Source organism: Bradyrhizobium japonicum USDA 6 (assembly GCF_000284375.1).
In the GTDB taxonomy this organism is placed as follows: domain Bacteria; phylum Pseudomonadota; class Alphaproteobacteria; order Rhizobiales; family Xanthobacteraceae; genus Bradyrhizobium; species Bradyrhizobium japonicum.
Map to the genome: position 1 here is coordinate 4,907,619 of NC_017249.1, position 20,783 is coordinate 4,928,401.

Below are 20,783 nucleotides of genomic sequence, written 5' to 3' on the forward strand. Positions count from 1 at the left end.
GGTCCTCGCAATTGCATTGGCGATCCTGGCGATGGCTCGGGGGCAGCAGGATCAGTTTGTACCGCTGCCGACAGGACGAATGCCAGCGGTGCTTGTTCCCTGAGGTCTCCTGAGGTGACGGGTTCATCCATTCGGCCGGTGGCGTACAGGTCCGCTCACGGCCCAAAGCGTATTTTCGAGGTGGCGCAGGCGAAGTCAGCAACGGCCCCAGAGTGAAGTTACGTTATGCCACGGGCCTTCGAATTGCGCTCCTGCGGGCGGCGCATCGTGCTGTCTCGAAATACAGCGTACGTCACGTCAGACGATCGATGATTTCGAAGAGCCTGTCGCAGGACGCTTCGATCCGTTTTTGCGGCGACGTGGCGATACCCAGCAACAGACCGGGGCGCGCCGAAGCCGTGGACGCATACCACAGCGACAGCGGGGTAGGCGCCAGCCCGAACGATGCTGCTTCCCTGGCGATGGCGAGATCGGGCGCTCCGTCCGGCAGCCGCAGGACCGCTGCCAATCCGGCAAGCGCAACGTTCGCGGTGTGCGCCCGAAGCTGTTTCAGCAATGCATCGCCTTGCGCGGTGTAGACCCGCTTCGTGCGCCGGAGATGCCGCAGATAATGGCCCTCGCGCATGAAATCGGCGGTGGCGAGCTGCGCTGCGGGCCCGGGCGCCGGTGCGAGGCAGGCCGCGGCCTCGGCAAATCGCGACGCCAGAGCCGCCGGTGCAACGACAAAGCCGAGCCGCAGGGCAGGGGTCACGGTCTTGCTGAAAGAGCCGATGTGGATGACGCGGCCCGCACGATCGAGCGAGGCGAGTGCCGGCGTGGCGCGGCCCTTGAGCTGAAGCTCGCTGAGATAGTCATCCTCGATCACCCACGCCTTGCGCCGGGTGGCCCAGTCGAGCAGGCGCGAGCGCCTCGCCAGCGACAATGTGGACCCGAGTGGCGCTTGCTGTCCGGGCGTCACGACGACAAGCGCGGCGTCAGAAGCATGCTTCAGGCCGTAGTCGACATCGATGCCGTCAGCGTCGACCGGGATCGGCGCGATCGATAGTCTTGCCAGCGCGAGACCGTGCCGCGTGAAGGGAAAGCCCCGGGGTTCTCCACCCAGACCTTCGTCTTTGGCTCGGGGCCGAGGACACGGAGCGCCAATCCGAGGCCGCCGCTGAAACCACTGGTGATGATGATCTGCGACGGCGTGCACTCGATCCCGCGCGCCAGCGCGAGGTAGGCTGCGATCTCGCGTCGCAACTCGAGCTCGCCGCGCGGATCCGGATAGATCGCCGGCGCGCTCATTTCGACGCGAACCGCCTGCGCGCGCATCCTTGCGAGCAGCGTGGCAGGAAAAGTCTCTTGCGCGGGCACGCCCATCTGGAAGATCGCCGGCCCCGCCGTGAGCTCCTGGTACATCTCCATGAACGAGCCGGGCGACGGGGCTTTGTCCTTCCGAACGGGAAAGGACGGCCGATCCGCGACATGCGTTCCAGTCGCGCGTGACGCGACGATCAGTTGGGCGGAGGACAGCTTTTCATACGCCGCGCGCACGGTGCCCCGCGCGACGCCAAGCTGGGCTGCCAGATCCTGCCAGGAGGGCAGGCGCGCTCCGGGTGCGAGCACGCCGTTCGCGATGGCGGCCCTGATGCCCCCATGGATCTGCTCGGCCAGCGGCGTCTTCGCGGAGCGATCCAGGTCCAGCCGCAGCAGTTTGGTCATGACCCTTGGTACACGATTTTCGTGCGTTCTTGGTTCTTTTCTGTGAACCAAGGCAGGGGCATTTATGGCGAAGACAAGGGCCGGGCATCGATCATCAAGGAGCAGGACAATGACCAGGCGTCTCGACTACGACCGTATCGCGCCGGCGGGTGTGAAAGCGCTGGGCGGCGTGTACGGCTACATCATGCAGAGCCATCTTCCGGCGGGGTTGATCAACCTCGTCTATCTGCGCGTATCCCAGATCAACAACTGCGCCTATTGCCTCGACCTGCACATGCGCGATCTGCTCAAGAGCGGGGTGAAGCTCGAAAAGCTCGCTCTGCTGCAGGCGTGGGAGGAGGCCGGCCATCTGTTCGACGCGCGCGAGCGCGCTGCCCTCGCATGGGCCGAAACGGTGACCCGCGTCGCGGATACCGGCGTGCCGGATCAGGCCTATGAAGCCGCACGCGCGGTGTTCGAGGAGCGCGAGCTCGTCGATCTCACCATCGCGATCGGCCTGATGAACACGTACAATCGCATGGCGATCAGCTTCCGTAAAACGCCGCAGGCCGCCGTCGAGAAGGCAGCCTGACGGGCCACCAACGGCATCGGCCGTAACAGATGCAAAGCAGGAGCTTGAAAATGACGAGCGTGATTTCCGGCATCAAGATTCCCGACAGCAAGCTGGCGCGCGAAGCCACTGAGCTGGTGCGCAGTTACGAAGACGAGATGCTGTTCAACCATTCGGTCCGCGTCTACGTGTTCGGCGCGATGAACGGGCTGCGTCAGAAGCTGAAGTTCGATCCTGAACTGCTCTATGTCGCGGCGCTGTTTCACGACCTCGGCCTTGTCGATCATTACCACACGGCGACGAAGCGATTTGAGGTCGATGGGGCCGACGCAGCGCGCGACTTCCTCCGCGCGCGCGGCATTGCCGAGCCGCAGGCCGATCTGGTGTGGGAAGCGATCGCACTGCATACCACGCCCGGCATTCCGCAATATATGAGGCCGGAAATCGCCCTGACGAACGCAGGCGTCCTGGTGGATGTCGTAGGCGTTGGCTATGACGACTACACGCCGGAGCAGCGCGACCAGGTGATCACGGCGTTCCCGCGCGGCGATTTCAAGAACGAGTTCCTGAAGGTGCAGACCTGTTCAGCGCTCAAGAAGCCCCAGACAACGTTCGGGACGGTGAATTTCGACTACATCGAGGATCACGATCCCAGCTTCCGCAAGCCCAACGCGTGTACGCGCATCCGCGATACGCCCTGGTCAAGCTGAGCTGCGGCTCAAGCCACCGGGTCCCTGGCGGCATCCGAACGGCTTCGGCCATCCGGCGCCAGCGGTGGCGCCGGCCTCGCGGGAGCGTGCTTCAGCAGGGCAGCGTCGCTCGAGGTGTCCTCGACCGGCGCGGCTCCGGCCTCGCGCGCGGCGATGATCCAGATCAGGAAGCCAAGAAGCGCGAGCGCGGCGCCGACGGGACCGGTGGAGGTCCAGCCCAGCCCCTCGCGAATGGCAAGGCCGCCCAGGAATGGGCCGAGCGCATTGGCGGTGTTGAACGCCGAATGGTTGAGCGCAGCAGCGAGCGCCTGCGCGTCTCCCGCCACGTCCATCAGCCGCGTCTGCAGGACGGCGCCGAGCGAGACGCTGGCGCCGATCGCGAAGACGTCGGCCGCGAGCAGCCAGGGATTGCCGGCGGCGAGCGGAAAGACCAGCAGCGCGACCGCAGCAAACAGCAGGATGACGCCTGCCGTCGGCATCAAGGCGCGGTCGGCAAAGCGCGGCACGAACAGATTGCCGAGCGTCGCGCCGATGCCGAACACGGCCAGAAAGAACGGAATGACCGCGGGGCTGACCTTGGTGACCTCGATCAGGGTCGTCGCCAGATAGGTGTAGACGGCGAACATGCCGCCGAAGCCGATGGCGCCGATCGCAAGCGTGATCCAGACGCGGCCGCTCCTGAGCGCCGCGAGCTCTCGCCGCGGATCCGATTGGCCCCCCTGGTCGCGCGGCGCGAACAGGGCGCACAGCAGGACCGTGATCAACGCCAGCAACGACACGAGGCCGAAGCTCGCGCGCCAGCCGACCGCCTGGCCGATCAGATTGGCCAAGGGCACGCCGATGATCGTGGCAGAGGTCAGGCCGAGCATCACCTGGCCGATTGCCTGCGAGCGGCGGTGTTGCGGAACGAGCGAGGCCGCGACCAGCGCGGCGATGCCGAAATAGGCACCATGCGGCAATCCCGACAGAAATCGAGCCGCGATCATCCAGCCGAAGCCCGGCGCCAGCGCGGTGAGCGCGTTGCCGAGCGCGAACACGGCCATCAGGGCCAGCAGCTGGGTGCGCCGGGCGAACCGCGCGCCAAGCACGGCGATCAGCGGCGCGCCCAGCACCACGCCGAGCGCGTAGGCACTGATCGCGTGTCCCGCAGAGGGCTCGTCGATCCCGAGGTCGGCAGCGAAGAACGGCAGCAAGCTCATCGATGCGAATTCGGTGGTTCCGATCGCAAAGCCGCCCATCGCGAGCGAGAACAGGACGATGGCGAGGTGAGGGGGCGCTGAGGCCGAGTTCGCTCTTGGCGAGGTCGCGTGAGGCGAGGTCGTCATGTGTCCTGCATTGGTGGCGTCAACGGGAACCAGCCCAGCGAACGTCGCCACCCCTGCAAGATTTGTTGTCGTACTTAAACCCGCACCAGCCCGCGTCAACACCGGAGGCGCGATGCAAGGCGTGCCGCATATCAGCGTCCCGATTTAAGTGTGGCGCCATCCGGACGCGTCGTGCGCCAGCCTGTGGCCTCATCGGCGCGCTGCGGCCTTCCCGCGGCTTTCGCTATCCTCTCGACAGACGGGGTCGACACGCCCGATGGCAAAGCAGTTGCATATCTGCAGCAAAGTGTATTGGTGGTTGAAGCGGTCGGCGCGACCTTTTGCCGTCGTGCCCGGCGCGAGGGCTTTCACTTTGGGGCCCGATGCAAGTGCGAGTCCGCGAATGCTGTCGAAATTCAAAAGGAATTTATAAGGAATTCAAAAGGAATTCGAAAGGCAGAGTGCTCGGATTGGGGCGCCTTATTCCAGCGCGAGCCGCTCATCGCCAAGATGAGGTAACCCGGAGAACCCCTTTACTTTCCGCCGCCACTGGTTGTGGCGCTGCCGCTCCAAGCCATTCGGGTGATTTTGGTAGCGCCACAACCGAATTGCGTTTAGCCTGTTGCAGATTGGTTCAACGACGAGACTCTGCTCGGCGAGATGCTTTATCCGCCGCTGAGGGGATCAATGAAGTCGGAGCCTACGAGCGTCACCCCGTCGTCGCCGAACACCGCCAACGAGAGTGGTGCGAGGTTGGTTGGTGCTGCCGAACAGGACTTTGATTCCCCGGCAGGTGCGATCCTCAAATTCGAAAGACCTTTCCGCGCCGTCCTCGTGGCGGACGTCGTCAGCTACACCAGACTTATGGAAGCTGCCGAGGTCGAGACGCATAGTCGCTATCGGGCTCTTCGCGTGAGCGTCATCGATCCCGCCTTGATCGGTCGACGAGGCGAGATTGTGAAGAACACCGGCGACGGCTTCGTCGCGGTATTCGAGAGCCCGCTCGATGCCCTTCGCTGTGCCTCCGAGTTGCAGCGTGAAGTCACCGGGCTTGAAATCCTGCAACCTCCCGAGCGCCGCATAGCTTTTCGCATCGGCGTCCATTGGGAGCCTGTCATCTTTGATCTGAACGATGTCTACGGCCATGGCGTCAATATCGCAGCACGCTTGCAATCTGTCGCTCCCGCGGGCGGCGTTGTGGTGTCATCGGCCCTTTTGCTGGTCGTCGCCGATCTCAGCGAATTCAAGTTCGACGACCTGGGTGAGCTTCATCTCAAGAACCTGTCGCGGCCGGTTCATGCCTTTCTCCTGCTCTCGCCGGGAGTGGACCGCCGCACGGTGATCGGCGCTTCCACCAAATCCTCGAGACGAACCAAACTGCCCTCGATCGCCGTTCTTCCGTTTGCGAACAGCTCTTCGGAGGTCGACGACAGCTATTTTGCCGAAGGCTTCGTCGAAGACATCATTGTCAGCCTGAGTAATATCCAGGAGCTCCTGGTGGTGTCTCGCGGGTCGACGATGCCGTTTCGTCAGCGCGAGATCGATCCCGTCGAAGTCGGCGAGAAGCTTGGCGTTCGCTATTACGTCAGCGGTCACGTTCGCCGATCCGGAAAGCGAGTCCGGTTTTCGGTCGAGCTGGTCGATGTTGCGACCGGCTCCGTGGTGTGGGCGGAGAAATACGACACGGACCTCGCGGACGTTTTCGAAGTCCAGGACGACATCGCCATTGGTGTCGTTGAGAAGATCGCCGCCTATGTGCGTCGCGCAGAGATCAAGCGGGCGCTGCGAAAGCCGCCCAAGAGCCTCAATGCGTATGACTATCTCCTGCGGGCGCTTGAGCTTCTCTACAAATTCGATTTCGCGAGCTTCTCGCGCGCCAAAGGGCTGCTCGAGAAGGCTAGCGAGGAAGACCCCGAATACGCGGCGCCGTACGCGTACGCTGCGAAATGGCACAATTTCAAGATCGCGGAGGGGTGGTCATCGGATTTCGATGCGGATTCGGCCGACGTGATCCGGCTGTCCAATTGTGCCATCGAAAGAGACCCGCACAATGCTCTCGCGCTCGCGATACAGGGGCACGGCAAGAGCATGTTCTTCCGTGACTACGACAGCGGATTGGACCTGTGTGAGAGGGCTCTTGCCATATCCCCCAGCAATTCGTGGGCATGGGTGTTCGGGAGCGGGACCCCCGGATTCATCGGCGATGCTTCAACCGGAATCGCCCGTGCGGAGCGCGCCATCCGGCTTTCACCACTTGGCCAACAGGCCTTTTTCAATTTCTGCCTGCTCGGCCAAAATCATTATCTGAACGGAACGTTTGACGATGCCATTCGCTGGTCGAAGAAGTCTTTGACCCTCAGCCCGCGTTTTGGAAACGCCGCGCGCGTCCTCGCCGCAAGCCTCGTCGCTGTCGGTCGCCTGGAGGAAGCGCAGCAGGTGTCGCAGCACCATAAGAACATCCTGCCCGGCTTCAAGGTATCGGACTATGCGCGCCGTTGTCCGTTCAAGGAGCCCCAGGGGTCTTTGTATGTCGAGCGATTAGGAGCAGCTGGGTTGCCGGATTGATGGGGCCAGGAGCCCGGTTCAAATTATTAGCCCCTCGATGGAGAGCACAATGCCTGGTGTTGCAGGAGGAGGCGGTGGTGGTGGCGGCGGCGGCGGCGGCGGTGGCGGTGGCGGTGGCGGTGGCGGCGGCGGCGGCGGCGGAGGCGGTGGCGGAAATGGCGCAGTGAGCGGCGGCTACGTTGGTGGTGGAATTCCCCGCGTCCTTTCCCGATCTTCGAGAGTTTCGTCGGAGTCTTGCCCGGTAGCTTGAATTACGGGGCGACATTCCCGTTGTCTGCCTGGCGGCCTGACTTTTTGCTCAAATCGCATTGCTCGAATTTGCCAGAACCGATTGGCAAACCATCACTGTCGCCGGCCCGCCAACGGATCACGATGTCATTTTCGGGGAGATCGAAGAACTGCTCGGGCCGGCGATGGATCGTCGCAAGAGGTTGGCAGACGAGATCGTCGATCAGGACGTGAGGCTTGTCGGCTATTTTGCGCAGGTCCTCATGCTTTCGCCGTCGGCGCATCCAAATACGATCAAGATTCTGGAGATGGCCGATCATGTTGGGTTGATGGTCGCCGTCTACTACAAGCTCAGGTTCAATCGCGGGCGGCCGCAACAGGTGTGTCCGGCGCTTTTCCCAATGGTCGCGTCGCCCTGGCACGCCTCCTATCCGAGCGGACATTCGCTGGAGAGTCATCTGATGGCACTGGCGCTGGGAGAGATTATCCCCGGTGCCAAGAGTGCACTGAGGGCGCTGGCCGCGCGGATCGGGAAGAATCGCGAGATCGCTGGCGTCCACTACCCGAGTGACACGGCTGCCGGGAAGGCCATTGCTGAAGCCGTGTTTCCGTACCTCCAGCAATGCAGCACCTTCCATGCGGTGACCGACGCGGCAAGACAAGAGCATTGAATACCGCACAATGCCGCAGCCGAGATCGCATCCTTGGATTTTGCAGGGATGCGCTCCGCCTGGCCACACGGAATTGAAGTTGGACCAATCGATCTCAACCACGGGGTATTGCAATGGGTGTGGAAGAAATTTCCGTCATCGAAAGGACGCGGATTGCGTTGGCGCCAGATTTCACGATGCAACATCAGTGTCACATCAATTGGTGCTGGGCAGCCGTCGCGTCCAGCATCTCGCGCTATTACGACGAGACCAGTACTTTCACGCAGTGCCACATCGCCGACCTCGAATTGAACCGGCATGATTGCTGTAATTTCCCTTGCGGCACGCCGGGCCTGGAATTCGATGTGACGCATACTCTCGGATCACCGCTCAACCGAGTCCGCTGCCTCGCCGTGTTGGCCCTCGACCAACGAGCGACACGAACGGAGGTGCAGCAGGAGATCAGTGCAGGGCGACCCATTTGTGTTCGCACGGTTTGGTCGGGAGACGAAGATGAGGAGGGACCGGCGCACTTCGTCGCGATCGTCGGATATCTGGAGGATACCGACAGCCTGGCCATTGAGGATCCCTTTTACGGCCCCACACCAGAGATCCAGTTTGATCGATTTTGCTCAAACTATCAGGACGCCAAAGGTGTCTGGACGGACACTTACTTCTCGAAGCCCCCGGTCTAGAACCTCGCCACCGCGAAAGGAGAGAAAAGATGGCAATTCATCCCAGCGAACCTCCGGCGGCTGCGGTCGTAGCTGTGAAGCAAGCGGTGGCCAGCCGGGTGGGCAACCCGAAATTCCCGCGATCAAGGCTTTTCACTGCCAACCGCGACGCGGTCTTCATTTCCCTGCCGCATCGCATTGCCTATCTGGCTTTTGGCAAGATCCGTCGCGCGGACAACCTCAGAGCGGCTGCGAAGCTAGGCAACTGGAGATTTCTTGTGATTGAAGCGAAGCGGCGCACTGCCGCGGATGATGGTGGAGAGGAGGAACAGGAGCCGATCGCTGCTGCGACAATGGTGAAGTCGGCAGCGACGACCTATGAGACGACGTATGAACTGGGTGACCTGAACGAAGGGCCGTTTGTCGCGGCGACGTCGGAGGCGATCCGTCGTGCCGAGAAGCTTCCTGAAGTTCGAGAAGGAGCCTTCAAGGCTTTCCTGCTCACCGTGCCGGCGGTCTATGTGGCAGCGCTCTGGCTGCAAGATCGCCATGGCTATGCGGACCTGCTGCTGACGTTACCGCCCTCGAACCAGGCCTTGGAGCCGTATCGGCCGATGGCGTCGGCCGCGTTCCTGGATGTCGTGCAAGACCTCGCTCGGAAAGTAACTTCCGATCACGCGACGAGGGGGTGAGTGGGCCATGTCAGAGCGATAGAAAAGCTCGCAGGAGCGTCAAAGATGGCAAGTCCCGCCATGGGAGCACGCCTAGTCGGCCTGCTTCGGCCGCCGGGGAGCCTTTGAACTCTTCTGCGGAAAGTATGGATTCACGATACAGCTCGCGGAGCGGCCGACGGCGAGAAATCTGCACTGTTCGAGCGAAGTGTAGCGGCAGTCGAAATAGCCGACCGGGCCGTAGATCTGCATGCAGACGGGATAGCTGGGATCGTAGGTCTGCGCGTGCGCCGGCACGCCCGAGAAGAGCAGGCCGGTGGCGACGAGCGCGAAGCGGGCGCGGCGCATCTCAGCGCGGCGGGTAGTAGCCGGGTGAATAGCCCGGTGTCTGGGCGCCCGGACGATTCTGATAGGCGTAGGGATCATCGCTCTGGCCTGTGAAATACGGATTCGCGAGGCAGGTCAGCGCGCGGCCCGACGAGCTTGCCTGACACTGTGCGTAACTGTCGAACGTGCAGTTGCTCAGCCCCGGCCATTCTTCGCCGGTCAGGCAGAACGCGTGATGCGTGCCGAATGCGCGTGCGGGCGCGCTTGCGCTCAGCGTGAGCGCGAATGTGGCGATTGCGAGCGAAAGTGTGGCGACAATGGGGAGGACAATCTGTCTGCGCATCTCGATCTCCAATCACACAATCGTGCGTGCATCAGGTGTCCAAGCACAGATGCAATATCCGTCGTGTAGTCGACATTGGAACTCATGAAAACCCTTGTTTCAAAGGGTTTCCCGCGCGCGCTGCTAAACATTCATTAACGCAGCACAGCCCTTTGGCTCCGACTGTTGCGTCGGAGTTACAGCAATTCCGTCGAGCGCTGATATGACGACGCCACGGCCCGGGGGCCTAATGACGAAACTGGAACGGGAATCAAATGAACAAGAATCTGTTGCTTGCTGCTGTGAGCCTTGTCGCGCTGAGCGCGACTGCGCCGGCGCTGGCTGCTGACCTCGCTGCGCGGCCTTACACCAAGGCGCCTGCGATGATCGCGACCGTCTATGACTGGAGCGGCTTCTACATCGGCATCAACGGCGGCGGCGGTTCGTCGCACGCGACCTGGGATTTCGTCGGCGTTGGTCGTGAAGGCTCGCACGATGCGACCGGCGGCACGGTCGGTGGTCAGATCGGCTATCGCTGGCAGTCCGGCCAGTGGGTGTTCGGCGTGGAAGGCCAGGGCAACTGGGCCGATTTCTCGGGCGACAACGCCAGCGCGCTGTTTGCTACCCGCAACCGCACCAAGATCGATGCGTTCGGTCTGATCACCGGTCAGGTTGGCTACGCCTGGAACAACGTCCTGGTCTACGTCAAGGGCGGTGCGGCTGTGGTCAGCAACAAGTACGAGATCTCCAACACGGCGGGCGCGCTGCTCTCCTCGTCCAGCGACAGCCGTTGGGGTGGCACGGTCGGTGCCGGCCTCGAGTACGGCTTCGCGCCGAACTGGTCGGTTGGCGTCGAGTACAACCACATCTTCCTGTCCGACAAGGACGTGACCTTCGCTGGCTTCGCCGGCTCGGAGCGCATCCGCCAGGACGTCGACATGGGTCTCGTCCGCCTGAACTACAAGTTCGGCGGCCCGCTGATCGGCCGTTACTAAGAAAACGCCTGAGACTGATCGCTCTGCCTGGAGCGGTTGTCGAAGCCCCGGCCGTTGGCCGGGGCTTTTTTATTGTTTGAATTCAGCGAGTTAACCATCCCATTTCGAGGTGGCCGAGACGGCTTGACTCTCAAGAACGAAATGAGAACAATGTTCTTCATACGTTCTGGTGATGGAGCAAGCCATGTTCAGGATTTTCGTGGAAGAAGCCGCCGCACTCGCCTCGATCTCGCTGTTCGTCGGGATGATCGCAATCTGGGCGCAGGTGATTCCGCAGCTCTAGGCCGCGGCTGCCAGACGCCCTTGGTCATGTCCTTGGGGAAAAGCGGGACGACGCGGCCGTTTCGTGGCTCCGGCGTGGACTCTGAAGCGGTGACGCCCCACCATTGTGAGGCGAGTCGGCTGGGTGGGCGGAAGATGTCCTCATGATCCCCCTGGAGCCGGCGACCGCTCCATCTCATCTGCAAGAGGCCGTCACGCGACCATGCCGAGCGCCGGATTTGTCCACCTTCACGTTCACTCGGCCTATTCGCTGCTCAAGGGCTCGATCAAGATCGCCAAGCTCGCCGAGCTTGCGAAGAAAGACCACCAGCCCGCACTGGCGCTGACCGACACCGACAACATGTTCGGCGCGCTGGAGTTCTCCGACAAGATGGCGGGCTCCGGCATCCAGCCGATCGTTGGCTGCGAGCTCGCGATCGATTTCGGCGATCAGGATCCCAATGCGCGCAACGCGCTGTTGCCGTCGCGTGTGGTGCTGCTGGCGGCCCAGGAGCGCGGCTATCGCAGCCTGATGCGGCTGAACTCGCGCGCGTTCCTCGAATCGCCTGACAGCCACGCGCCGTTCATCAAGTTCGACTGGCTCGACGGTGAGACCGAAGGCTTGATCGCACTCACGGGCGGCCCCGACGGTCCGATCTCGCTTGCGCTGGCCAGCGGGCAGGCTGAAATTGCGGCGACGCGCTGCGAGCGTCTCGCCGGCCTGTTCGGCGACCGCCTCTATGTCGAATTGCAGCGCCACAACATCGACAAGGAGCGCCGCGTCGAAAGCGGGCTGATCGACATCGCCTACGCAAAAGGCCTGCCGCTGGTTGCGACCAACGAGCCGTATTTCGCTTCGAACGACGATTACGAGGCGCATGATGCGCTGCTCTGCATCGCCGGCGGGCGACTGATCGCCGAGACCGATCGCGTTCAGCTCACGCCCGATCACCGCTTCAAGACCCGCGCCGAGATGGCGGTGCTGTTCGCCGACATTCCGGAGGCGCTGGCCTCGACGGTGGAGATCGCCGAGCGCTGCTCGTTCCGCCCGATGACGCGCAAGCCGATCCTGCCGTTCTTCACCGTCGGCGCCGCCGCAAGCTCCGACGCGGCGTCGGTCGAGGCGGCCGAGCTGAAGCGCCAGGCGGAGGAGGGGCTCGCCAACCGCCTGCGCGTGCACGGCCTGTCGCAGGGCACCACGGAAGAGGATTACAACAAGCGCCTGGCGTTCGAGCTCGACGTCATCATGCGCATGAAGTACGCGGGCTACTTCCTGATCGTGTCGGACTTCATCAAATGGGCGAAGTCGCAGGGGATTCCGGTCGGGCCGGGCCGCGGTTCGGGCGCCGGCTCACTGGTCGCCTGGGCGCTGACCATCACCGACCTCGACCCGATCAAGTTCGGCCTGCTGTTCGAGCGCTTCCTCAATCCGGAACGCGTCTCGATGCCGGACTTCGACATCGATTTCTGCCAGGACCGCCGCGGCGAGGTGATCAGGTACGTCCAGGAGCGCTACGGTCGCGACCAGGTCGCGCAGATCATCACCTTCGGTACGCTGCAGGCGCGCGGCGTGCTGCGCGACGTCGGCCGGGTGCTGCAAATGCCCTATGGCCAGGTCGACAAGCTGACCAAGCTCGTGCCGCAGAATCCGGCCGCGCCGGTGACGTTGGCCGCCGCGATCGAGAGCGAGCCGAAGCTTCAGGCGTTCCGCGATGAAGACCCGGTGGTGGCGCGCGCCTTCGACATCGCGCAGCGCCTCGAAGGCCTGACCCGCCACGCCTCGACACACGCGGCCGGCATCGTGATCGGCGATCGCCCCCTGAGCGAACTCGTGCCGATGTACCGCGATCCCAAGTCGGACATGCCGGTGACCCAGTTCAACATGAAATGGGTCGAGCCGGCCGGGCTCGTGAAGTTCGACTTCCTCGGCCTGAAGACGCTGACCGTGCTCGACGTCGCGGTGAAGCTCCTGAAGCCGCGCAACATCGACATCGATCTCGCGACGTTGCCGATCGACGATGCCGAAAGCTACCAGATGCTGGCGCGGGGCGAGGTGGTCGGCGTGTTCCAGGTTGAAAGCCAGGGCATGCGGCGCGCGCTGGTCGACATGCGCCCCGACCGTTTCGAGGACATCATCGCGCTGGTCGCACTCTATCGCCCGGGCCCGATGGCGAACATCCCGACCTATTGCTCGCGCAAGCACGGCGACGAGGAGCCGGAATATCTGCACCCGGTGCTGGAGCCGATCCTGAAGGAGACCTTCGGCGTCATCATCTACCAGGAACAGGTGATGCAGATCGCGCAGGTGATGTCGGGCTATTCGCTCGGTGACGCCGACCTGCTGCGCCGCGCCATGGGCAAGAAGATCCGCGCCGAGATGGACAAGCAGCGCGACATCTTCGTCGCCGGCGCGGTGAAGAACGGCGTGCCGCAGGGGCAGGCCGAGACCATCTTCGAGCTGCTCGCAAAGTTCGCCGACTACGGCTTCAACAAGAGCCACGCGGCGGCCTACGCGCTGGTGTCCTACCACACCGCCTATATGAAGGCGCATTACCCGGTGGAGTTCATCGCAGCGTCGATGACGCTCGATCTCAACAACACCGACAAGCTCTCCGAATTCCGTTCCGAGGCGCAGCGCCTCGGCATCAAGGTCGAGCCGCCGAACATCAACCGCTCAGGCCCGACCTTCGATGTCGGCGAGAAGACGATCTATTACGCGCTCGCCGCGCTCAAGGGCGTCGGCATCCAGGCGATCGAGCAGATCATCGAGGAGCGGACCAAGCGCGGGCTGTTCACCTCGCTTGCCGACTTCGCCGCGCGGGTCAATCCGCGCGCGATCAACAAGCGCATCATCGAGAGTCTCGCTGCCGCCGGCGCCTTCGACACGCTGGAGCCGAACCGCGCCCGCGTGTTCGCCGGCGCGGATTCGATCCTCGCCGCCTGCCAGCGCGCGCATCAGGCCGAGACCATCGGCCAGAACGACATGTTCGGCATGTCGGCGGACGCGCCGACCATCATGCTGCCGCAGATCGAGCCCTGGCTGCCGGCCGAGCGGTTGCGCCGCGAATATGACGCGATCGGATTCTTCCTGTCGGGCCATCCGCTCGACGATTACGCGATGGTGCTGAAGCGCCTGCGGGTGCAGAGCTGGGCCGAATTCTCGCGTGCGGTGAAGACCGGCGCCACCGCAGGCAAGGTCGCGGCCACCGTGGTGTCGCGCATGGAGCGGCGAACCAAGACCGGCAACAAGATGGGCATCATGGGGCTCTCTGATCCCACGGGCCATTTCGAGGCGGTGCTGTTCTCCGAAGGCCTCGCGCAATATCGCGATGTGCTCGAGCCGGGCGCCGCCGTGCTGCTCCAGTTGGGCGCGGAATTGCAGGGCGAGGACGTCCGCGCCCGCGTGCTGCATGCCGAGCCGCTCGATGACGCCGCCGCCAAGACGCAGAAGGGCCTGCGCATCTTCGTGCGCGACACCAAGCCGCTGGAGTCGATCGCCAAGCGACTGGCCGGACCCGACATGGCGGCCTCGAACGGCGCCGTGCCAAAAGTCGGCAGTCCCGGCATCGCGCCGCGCTCGAACGGCGACGGCGAGGTCTCACTGGTAATGATGCTCGACCTCGAGACCGAGGTCGAGATGAAGCTGCCCGGCCGCTTCAAGGTCTCTCCGCAGATCGCCGGCGCGATCAAGGCGGTCGCGGGCGTCGTGGACGTGCAGCAGCTCTGAAGCGCGATGAGATCTGGAAGAATCGTCATCGTGCCGTGGATCGTTGTTGGAGCCTGATCCAGGCGCAAATGCGTGCCGCGTTTGTCGCAAGGGAAAACGGCTGCGCTTTTTTCGGGTCAGGCTTTAGCGGCCCGATTGCAAACATATGCAGACGAGCGCAAGTTCGTGCAGTCATCGCGCGCGAGGCAAGCGCCCCTTCGGCTTTGCAGCATGGTTCGCGGTGCAGCAATCATCAGTTGCATCATTTATCATTGGTGATTTCTTCACATCGGCGGACCTATCCTCGCGGCGCTTCCATTCGTCCACTGTACCCGGGGAAATGTCACATGTGCGACCAATGCTCTGAATCTCTGCATCATCAATCTCTGCATCAAGACATCGCGCCGTCACGGCGGTCCGCGATGCTGTTTGGCGCCGCCGCGTTTGGCATGGCTTTCGCGGGCGGAGCCATCGCCAACGGCGCCCTGGCAAAGGAAGCCAAACAGCCGCCGAAGCCCGAGAACGTGCTGTCGCCCGATGCGTCGTTGAAACGACTGATGGAGGGCAACGCGCGCTACGTCTCGGGTGTGGCGCGGCGGCATGATTTCAAGCATGAGCGCGAAGCGCTGGCCGGCGGGCAGAACCCGTTCGCGGCCGTGCTGAGCTGCGCGGACTCGCGCATTGCGCCGGAATATGCCTTCGACTCGGGCCGCGGCGATCTCTTTGTCTGCCGCGTCGCCGGAAACTTTGCCGGGACCGAAACCATCGCCAGCATGGAATATGCGGTCGCCGTGCTCAACGCGCCGCTGATCCTCGTGCTCGGCCATGATGCCTGCGGCGCGGTCGATGCGACGCTGAAGGCGATCAAGGACAACACGTCGCCGCCGGGACACATTCCCTCGCTGGTCGATGCGATCGCGCCCGCCGCAAAGGCCGCGATGCAGCAGGGCGGGGACGTGCTCAACAAGGCGATCCGGCAGAACGTGATCGACAACGTTGCCAAGCTGAAGTCGGCCGCACCGATCCTCAACGCGGCCGTGGAGCAGGGCAAGCTGAAGGTCGTCGGCGGCATCTACCGGCTCACCACGGGAACGGTCGATCTGATCGCTCAGGGCTGAGCGAGGCTCGCGCCGCAGCAAGGCCGCGAGGCTTACGCGGGCCTGACGCATGGGCTTGATGGGGCGGGGGCGCCATGCCGCCGCCTCAATCCGCGCTTTTCGTTCAAGAGCCATTCAGCCGGCCGCGCGTCTCATGGACGGTGGCAGCTCAACAACGATAGCGGGCAAGCAAGCCATGCGTGGGACCTACAAGGCCTTCATCTGTTTTCTCTTGCTGATCCTCGCCTTCGCTGCGGCAGCGCCCGATCCGGCGCGCGCGCAGCAGCAGGAAAAGCGCATCGCGCTCGTGGTCGGCAACGGTGCCTACGCCAAGTCGCCGCTGGCGACGACCGCGAACGATGCCGGCCTGATCGCGCAGACGCTGCAAGCGGCGGGCTTCGACGTGGTCGGCGCGCGCGATCTCGACGGTGACACGCTGCGCAAGAGTCTTCGCGATTTCATCCAAAAGGCGCAGGCCTCGGGTCCCGGCACCGTCGCGATGATCTATCTTGCCGGCTACGGCGTGCAGCTTGCCGGCGAGAACTATTTCATCCCGGTCGATTCCAACATCACCCGCGACACCGACATTCCGACCGAAGGCCTGCGCATCAGCGACTACGCCCGCCAGCTCGCGTCCATTCCGCTCAAGGCCAACATCGTCGTGCTCGACGCGGCGCGCGCGCAGCCCTTCATCGAGGGTGGCCAGCCGATCGCGAGCGGACTGGCGCTGGTCGAGCCGGATCCGAACATGCTGATCGCCTTCAACGCCGCGCCCGGCACGGTCGCGCCGGAAGAGCCCGGCCCGTACGGCATTTATGCGCAATCGCTGGCGGAGATGATCCGTACCGGCGGCCTGCCGCTGGCCGAGGTGTTCGACCGCGTCCGCCTGCGCGTCAACGAGGCCAGCAAGGGCGCGCAGGTGCCCTGGAACGAGGCGAAGATATCGGCGCCCTTCTCGTTCTTCGAGCGCGGGCCCGATGCGCCGCCGCCGGAGGCCGCGCCCGACCAGGTCGCCGCGATCCGCAACAAGCCGATCCGCGATCTCGGCGTGCAGGACGCCTATGCGGCCGCGCTCGAGCGCGATACGTTGCCGGCCTACGAAGAATTTCTCGCGGCCTATCCCGGTGACCCGCTGTCGAAGCGCGTGATGGCGATCGTCGCGGCGCGCCGCGAGGCGATCACCTGGCGGCGGACCTATCGGAACGATACGCCGGAGGCCTATTGGTCCTATCTGCGCCGCTATCCGCGCGGGCCGCATGCGGCCGATGCGCGCCGGCGTCTGGCGATTCTCACCGCGCCGCCCGAGCCACCGCCGACCTTCGCGATGATCGACTATGACGTGCCGCCCCCGCCGCCGGAGGAGGTGGTCTATGTCGACCGTCCCGTGCTGTACTTCAGCGATCCTGATTTCGGCTTCGCGCCGCCACCGCCGCCGCCGGTCTATTATCTGCCGCCGCCGCCGCCGGATTTCGTCGTGCTCGAGCCGCCGCTGCCCGTGGTCGGCCTGTTCGTGCTGCCGCAGCCGCTGTTCGTGCCGATCCCGGTGTTCGTCCGGCCGCCGGTCTATGTCGCGCCGCCAGCGAACAATATCATCTTCAACAACATCCATAACACCACGGTCATCAACACCGTGATCAACCGGCCGCCCGCCCCGCCCGCGGGAGCGGGAGGAGGGACTGGGCCCGGCAATCTGAGGCCGGCGATTGCCGACCGCGCCAACCCGGTAACGCCAATGTTGCCGCAAGCCGCTACGCAGCGCGCCGCGCTGATCCAGCAGGGCAAGGCGCCGATGCCGCTGAGCGCGACGGTCCAGCCGACGGCGAGGCCGGGTTCACCTCCCGGGACGCCGGTCAATGTCGCGCCGACCGGCACGCCCCCTGCCGCACCGCCGACCAGGCTGCCACAGACCAACACGCTGCCGGTTCCCGGCGCCCAAGGCGGGCCGCCGGCGCCGCCGGCCGGGGCAGGGACGTCGCCGGGCGGCAGGCCCTTGGCGCCGACGGCAAATGCACCCGGCGCGCCCCCGCCGACGCATCCGGGGGTGCCGACCACGGCTGCGCCCGGCACAACGCTGCCGCCCCATCCTGGCGCGCCAACGGCCGGCACTCCGACGACCGTTGCGCCCACCGCGAACCCGGCCGCGCCCGGCCAACCGCCGAAGCCGCCGGTTGCTCAGACCCCGCCCGGTGGCACGCCCGGGGGCGGCAAGTCTGCAACCCGCGAGCCGGCCGGCGCGTCGCCTCCGGGCACGCCGCCCGGCACGCCCTCGGGCGCCGCGGGCAAGCCGGTCACGCCGTCGCCCTCGGCCGCGCGCGAGCCGGTCAAACCGCAGAACTCGCCCGCGACTCCTCCAGCGCAGGCCGCCCGGCCGTCGCCGTCAGCTCCAGCATCGCGGCCGCAGGCCGTGGCGAGGCCGACGCCGCCACCGCCCGCCGCTCGCTCGGCACCGCCGCCGCATGTCGCATCGCCTCCGCCGGCCCGCGCGGCTCCGCCTGTGGCCGTCGCGCGGCCGGCGCCTCCGCCAGTGGCCCGGCCTGCACCTCCACCCATGGCGCGGCCTGCGCCGCCACCGCCGGTCGCCCGGCCGGCACCGCCGCCGCCGCGGATGGCCGTCGCGCCACCGCCCCCGCCGCGTCCGGCGGCACCTCCGCCGCACCCAGCGGCGCCGGCGGCGAAAAAGTGCCCGCCGAACCAGCCCAAATGCTAGGTCTTTGCTAGGTCTTTACTGACTGGCGTGGTCTTTACGGATGAGGGCCTTCGGGAGGCGAAAACCGCCCCCGAAAAGGCCCTTATTTCCTTGCTTCTGGCCGAAATGGCGCTATATAGCGCCCCATCTCACACGGAAACATGGCTCACAAGGCCGTCCGGTGGCAACCGGGGCGAGAACGCTCCGTTTTGCTCACACGTTTCCGGAGGAACCAACCGGAGAATTGAAACTATGGCGCTACCCGATTTCACCATGCGTCAGCTCCTCGAAGCTGGCGTGCACTTTGGTCACCAGTCTCACCGCTGGAATCCGAAAATGGCTCCGTTCATTTTCGGCGCTCGCAACAACATCCACATCGTCGACCTCGCGCAGACCGTGCCGATGCTGCACACCGCCTTGCAGGCGGTCAGCGACACCGTCGCCAAGGGCGGCCGCATCCTGTTCGTCGGCACCAAGCGCCAGGCGCAGGACGGCGTCGCGGACGCTGCCAAGCGCTGCGCGCAGTATTTCGTCAATTCGCGCTGGCTCGGCGGCACGCTGACCAACTGGAAGACGATCTCGGCCTCGATCAAGCGCCTGCGTCATCTCGATGACGTGCTGTCCGGCGGCGACGCCAGCTCCTACACCAAGAAGGAGCGCCTGACGCTTCAGCGCGAGCGCGACAAGCTCGATCGCTCGCTCGGCGGCATCAAGGACATGGGCGGTCTGCCCGACCTGATCTTCGTGATCGACACCAACAAGGAAGACATCGCGATCCAGGAAGCCCAGCGGCTCAACATCCCGGTCGCCGCGATCGTCGACACCAATTCGGATCCCAAGGGCATCACCTATGTGGTCCCGGGCAATGACGACGCCGGCCGCGCGATCGCACTGTATTGCGACCTGATCGCACGTGCCGCGATCGACGGCATCTCGCGCGCCCAGGGTGATTCGGGCATCGACATCGGCGCCTCGGTTCGCCCGGTTGCCGAAGATCTGCCAGCCGCTTCCTCGAGCGGCTTCCAGGGCCTTGCCGGTCCGCGCGGCACCGCCGACGACCTCAAGAAGCTCCCGGGCGTGTCGGGCGCGATCGAGAAGAAGTTCAACGACCTCGGCATCTTCCACTTCTGGCAGCTTGCCGAGCTCGATCACGACACCGCGCACAAGATCGGCGAAGAAGTCGGTCTGCCGAGCCGTGCGGATGCCTGGGTGGCCAAGGCCAAGGCGCTGACCGCTGAAGCGGAATAGTCAAAAAGAGCGATGGGTTGGCCGGATATAAGTCCGGCCACCATTTCAGTTGACGCGAATTCCTGAGATGGACCGCGGCGGGGCTGTTTGATGCCACGCCGCGGCAAACCGGCAGGCAAGAAGGATTTTCAATGATGGCAACGATCACAGCTGCGATGGTCAAGGATCTGCGCGAGTCCACCGGCGCAGGCATGATGGACTGCAAGGCCGCGCTCACCGAAAACGACGGCAACATGGAAGCCGCGCAGGACTGGCTGCGCAAGAAGGGCCTGTCGAAGGCCGCCAAGAAGTCCGGCCGCGTCGCCGCGGAAGGCCTGATCGGCGCGCTCACCAAGGGCACCAAGGGCGTCGTGGTCGAGGTCAACTCCGAGACCGACTTCGTCGCGCGCAACGGCCAGTTCCAGGGCCTCGTCAAGATGGTCGCACAGGTCGCATTCGACGTCGGCGCCGATGTCGAGAAGATCAAGGCCGCCAAGGTCGGCGACGTCACGATCGAAGCCGCGATCAACGATGCGATCGCCACCATCGGCGAGAACATGACGCTGCGCCGCGCAGCTTCGCTCGAAGTGACGCAGGGCGTCGTGTCGAGCTACGTCCACGGCGCCGTCGTCGAAGGCGCCGGCAAGATGGGCGTGATCGTCGCGCTCGAATCGCCCGGCAAGGCCGACGAGCTCGCGGCCCTCGGTCGCCAGATCGCGATGCATGTCGCGGCCACCAACCCGCTCGCGCTCGAGCCGTCCGGCCTCGATCCGGCGGTCGTGAAGCGCGAGAAGGACGTGCTCGCCGACAAATATCGTCAGCAGGGCAAGCCCGAGAACGTGATCGAGAAGATCGTCGAGTCCGGTCTCAAGACCTACTACAAGGAAGTCTGCCTGCTCGAGCAGGCCTTCATCCACGACACCGGCAAGTCGGTGGCGCAGGCGGTGAAGGAAGCCGAAGGCAAGGTCGGCGGCGCGGTGAAGATCGCGGGCTTTGTGCGCTATGCTCTCGGTGAGGGAATCGAGAAGCAGGAAAGCGACTTCGCGGCCGAGGTCGCAGCGGCCAGCGGCAAGAAGTAAGCGCCGGTACGTTCCTTCCGGCTTGCC

General features: G+C 64.5%; 15 protein-coding genes and 1 pseudogene. 12 read left to right on the forward strand and 4 right to left on the reverse strand.

What is annotated here, in order from left to right; all coding sequences use genetic code 11:
- Nucleotides 1-292: 292 nt before the first annotated feature.
- Nucleotides 293-1,766: pseudogene (gene pdxR, locus BJ6T_RS23260) on the reverse strand (MocR-like pyridoxine biosynthesis transcription factor PdxR).
- A gap of 47 nt (nt 1,767-1,813) precedes the next feature.
- On the opposite strand from pdxR, the gene BJ6T_RS23265 reads away from it, so the two are divergent.
- Together BJ6T_RS23265 and BJ6T_RS23270 are read left to right on the forward strand one after the other, a co-directional pair.
- Nucleotides 1,814-2,275, forward strand: a complete 462-nt coding sequence (locus BJ6T_RS23265; protein ID WP_014494920.1) for a carboxymuconolactone decarboxylase family protein — start codon at nt 1,814-1,816, stop codon at nt 2,273-2,275.
- Between the two features lie 50 nt (nt 2,276-2,325).
- Entirely contained in the window at nt 2,326-2,964 is a 639-nt protein-coding gene (locus BJ6T_RS23270; RefSeq protein WP_014494921.1) for an HD domain-containing protein, read from the forward strand.
- An 8-nt stretch (nt 2,965-2,972) separates the two neighbouring features.
- Here BJ6T_RS23270 and BJ6T_RS23275 read toward each other — a convergent pair whose 3' ends face one another.
- On the reverse strand, nt 2,973-4,289 hold the full coding sequence (locus tag BJ6T_RS23275) for an MFS transporter (protein ID WP_039228057.1): 1,317 nt from the start codon (nt 4,287-4,289) through the stop codon (nt 2,973-2,975).
- A 666-nt stretch (nt 4,290-4,955) separates the two neighbouring features.
- Here BJ6T_RS23275 and BJ6T_RS23285 point away from each other — a divergent pair.
- The 4 genes from BJ6T_RS23285 (at nt 4,956) to BJ6T_RS23300 (ending at nt 9,077) form a co-directional block, all read left to right on the forward strand.
- Nucleotides 4,956-6,833: an adenylate/guanylate cyclase domain-containing protein gene (locus BJ6T_RS23285; protein ID WP_052264137.1), complete on the forward strand. Its 1,878-nt coding sequence runs from the start codon at nt 4,956-4,958 to the stop codon at nt 6,831-6,833.
- 308 nt (nt 6,834-7,141) lie between these two features.
- Complete coding sequence (locus BJ6T_RS42655; RefSeq protein ID WP_014494925.1) at nt 7,142-7,732, forward strand: phosphatase PAP2 family protein; 591 nt, start codon at nt 7,142-7,144, stop codon at nt 7,730-7,732.
- A gap of 113 nt (nt 7,733-7,845) precedes the next feature.
- Nucleotides 7,846-8,406 carry a papain-like cysteine protease family protein gene (locus BJ6T_RS23295; RefSeq protein ID WP_014494926.1) on the forward strand — a complete coding sequence of 187 codons (561 nt, stop codon included), beginning with the start codon at nt 7,846-7,848 and terminating at the stop codon, nt 8,404-8,406.
- Nucleotides 8,407-8,435: 29 nt separating this feature from the next.
- The gene (locus tag BJ6T_RS23300) at nt 8,436-9,077 is read left to right on the forward strand and encodes a hypothetical protein (RefSeq protein WP_014494927.1); all 642 of its coding nucleotides are present in this window, start codon (nt 8,436-8,438) and stop codon (nt 9,075-9,077) included.
- Between the two features lie 72 nt (nt 9,078-9,149).
- On the opposite strand, the gene BJ6T_RS23305 is transcribed toward BJ6T_RS23300, so the two are convergent.
- Nucleotides 9,150-9,404 carry a DUF3551 domain-containing protein gene (locus tag BJ6T_RS23305; protein ID WP_014494928.1) on the reverse strand — a complete coding sequence of 85 codons (255 nt, stop codon included), beginning with the start codon at nt 9,402-9,404 and terminating at the stop codon, nt 9,150-9,152.
- A gap of 1 nt (nt 9,405) precedes the next feature.
- On the reverse strand, nt 9,406-9,726 hold the full coding sequence (locus BJ6T_RS23310; protein WP_014494929.1) for a DUF3551 domain-containing protein: 321 nt from the start codon (nt 9,724-9,726) through the stop codon (nt 9,406-9,408).
- A 254-nt stretch (nt 9,727-9,980) separates the two neighbouring features.
- Here BJ6T_RS23310 and BJ6T_RS23315 point away from each other — a divergent pair, with 254 nt between their 5' ends.
- The 6 genes from BJ6T_RS23315 (at nt 9,981) to tsf (ending at nt 20,756) form a co-directional block, all read left to right on the forward strand.
- Complete coding sequence (locus BJ6T_RS23315; protein ID WP_014494930.1) at nt 9,981-10,700, forward strand: outer membrane protein; 720 nt, start codon at nt 9,981-9,983, stop codon at nt 10,698-10,700.
- Between the two features lie 484 nt (nt 10,701-11,184).
- Nucleotides 11,185-14,688, forward strand: coding sequence for a DNA polymerase III subunit alpha (dnaE, locus tag BJ6T_RS23320; RefSeq protein ID WP_014494931.1), 3,504 nt, complete (start codon nt 11,185-11,187; stop codon nt 14,686-14,688).
- 326 nt (nt 14,689-15,014) lie between these two features.
- Nucleotides 15,015-15,785: a carbonic anhydrase gene (locus BJ6T_RS23325; RefSeq protein ID WP_028169461.1), complete on the forward strand. Its 771-nt coding sequence runs from the start codon at nt 15,015-15,017 to the stop codon at nt 15,783-15,785.
- 175 nt (nt 15,786-15,960) lie between these two features.
- Nucleotides 15,961-18,471 carry a caspase family protein gene (locus tag BJ6T_RS23330; RefSeq protein WP_014494933.1) on the forward strand — a complete coding sequence of 837 codons (2,511 nt, stop codon included), beginning with the start codon at nt 15,961-15,963 and terminating at the stop codon, nt 18,469-18,471.
- Between the two features lie 231 nt (nt 18,472-18,702).
- Nucleotides 18,703-19,698 (forward strand): 30S ribosomal protein S2, encoded by a 996-nt coding sequence (locus BJ6T_RS23335; protein ID WP_014494934.1) that lies wholly within the window; start codon nt 18,703-18,705, stop codon nt 19,696-19,698.
- Between the two features lie 134 nt (nt 19,699-19,832).
- Nucleotides 19,833-20,756 (forward strand): translation elongation factor Ts, encoded by a 924-nt coding sequence (tsf, locus tag BJ6T_RS23340; RefSeq protein WP_028169462.1) that lies wholly within the window; start codon nt 19,833-19,835, stop codon nt 20,754-20,756.
- The last annotated feature ends 27 nt before the right edge of the window (nt 20,757-20,783 follow it).

Coding starts and splice junctions, on each gene's coding strand:
- BJ6T_RS23330 (WP_014494933.1), top strand. CDS start 15,961: ATGCGTGGGACCTACAAGGCCTTCATCTGTTTTCTCTTGCTGATCCTC.
- BJ6T_RS23295 (WP_014494926.1), top strand. CDS start 7,846: ATGGGTGTGGAAGAAATTTCCGTCATCGAAAGGACGCGGATTGCGTTG.
- BJ6T_RS23285 (WP_052264137.1), top strand. CDS start 4,956: ATGAAGTCGGAGCCTACGAGCGTCACCCCGTCGTCGCCGAACACCGCC.
- BJ6T_RS23265 (WP_014494920.1), top strand. CDS start 1,814: ATGACCAGGCGTCTCGACTACGACCGTATCGCGCCGGCGGGTGTGAAA.
- BJ6T_RS23310 (WP_014494929.1), bottom strand. CDS start 9,726: ATGCGCAGACAGATTGTCCTCCCCATTGTCGCCACACTTTCGCTCGCA.
- dnaE (WP_014494931.1), top strand. CDS start 11,185: ATGCCGAGCGCCGGATTTGTCCACCTTCACGTTCACTCGGCCTATTCG.
- BJ6T_RS23300 (WP_014494927.1), top strand. CDS start 8,436: ATGGCAATTCATCCCAGCGAACCTCCGGCGGCTGCGGTCGTAGCTGTG.
- BJ6T_RS23275 (WP_039228057.1), bottom strand. CDS start 4,289: ATGACGACCTCGCCTCACGCGACCTCGCCAAGAGCGAACTCGGCCTCA.
- BJ6T_RS23325 (WP_028169461.1), top strand. CDS start 15,015: ATGTGCGACCAATGCTCTGAATCTCTGCATCATCAATCTCTGCATCAA.
- BJ6T_RS23270 (WP_014494921.1), top strand. CDS start 2,326: ATGACGAGCGTGATTTCCGGCATCAAGATTCCCGACAGCAAGCTGGCG.
- BJ6T_RS23305 (WP_014494928.1), bottom strand. CDS start 9,404: ATGCGCCGCGCCCGCTTCGCGCTCGTCGCCACCGGCCTGCTCTTCTCG.
- tsf (WP_028169462.1), top strand. CDS start 19,833: ATGGCAACGATCACAGCTGCGATGGTCAAGGATCTGCGCGAGTCCACC.
- BJ6T_RS23335 (WP_014494934.1), top strand. CDS start 18,703: ATGGCGCTACCCGATTTCACCATGCGTCAGCTCCTCGAAGCTGGCGTG.
- BJ6T_RS23315 (WP_014494930.1), top strand. CDS start 9,981: ATGAACAAGAATCTGTTGCTTGCTGCTGTGAGCCTTGTCGCGCTGAGC.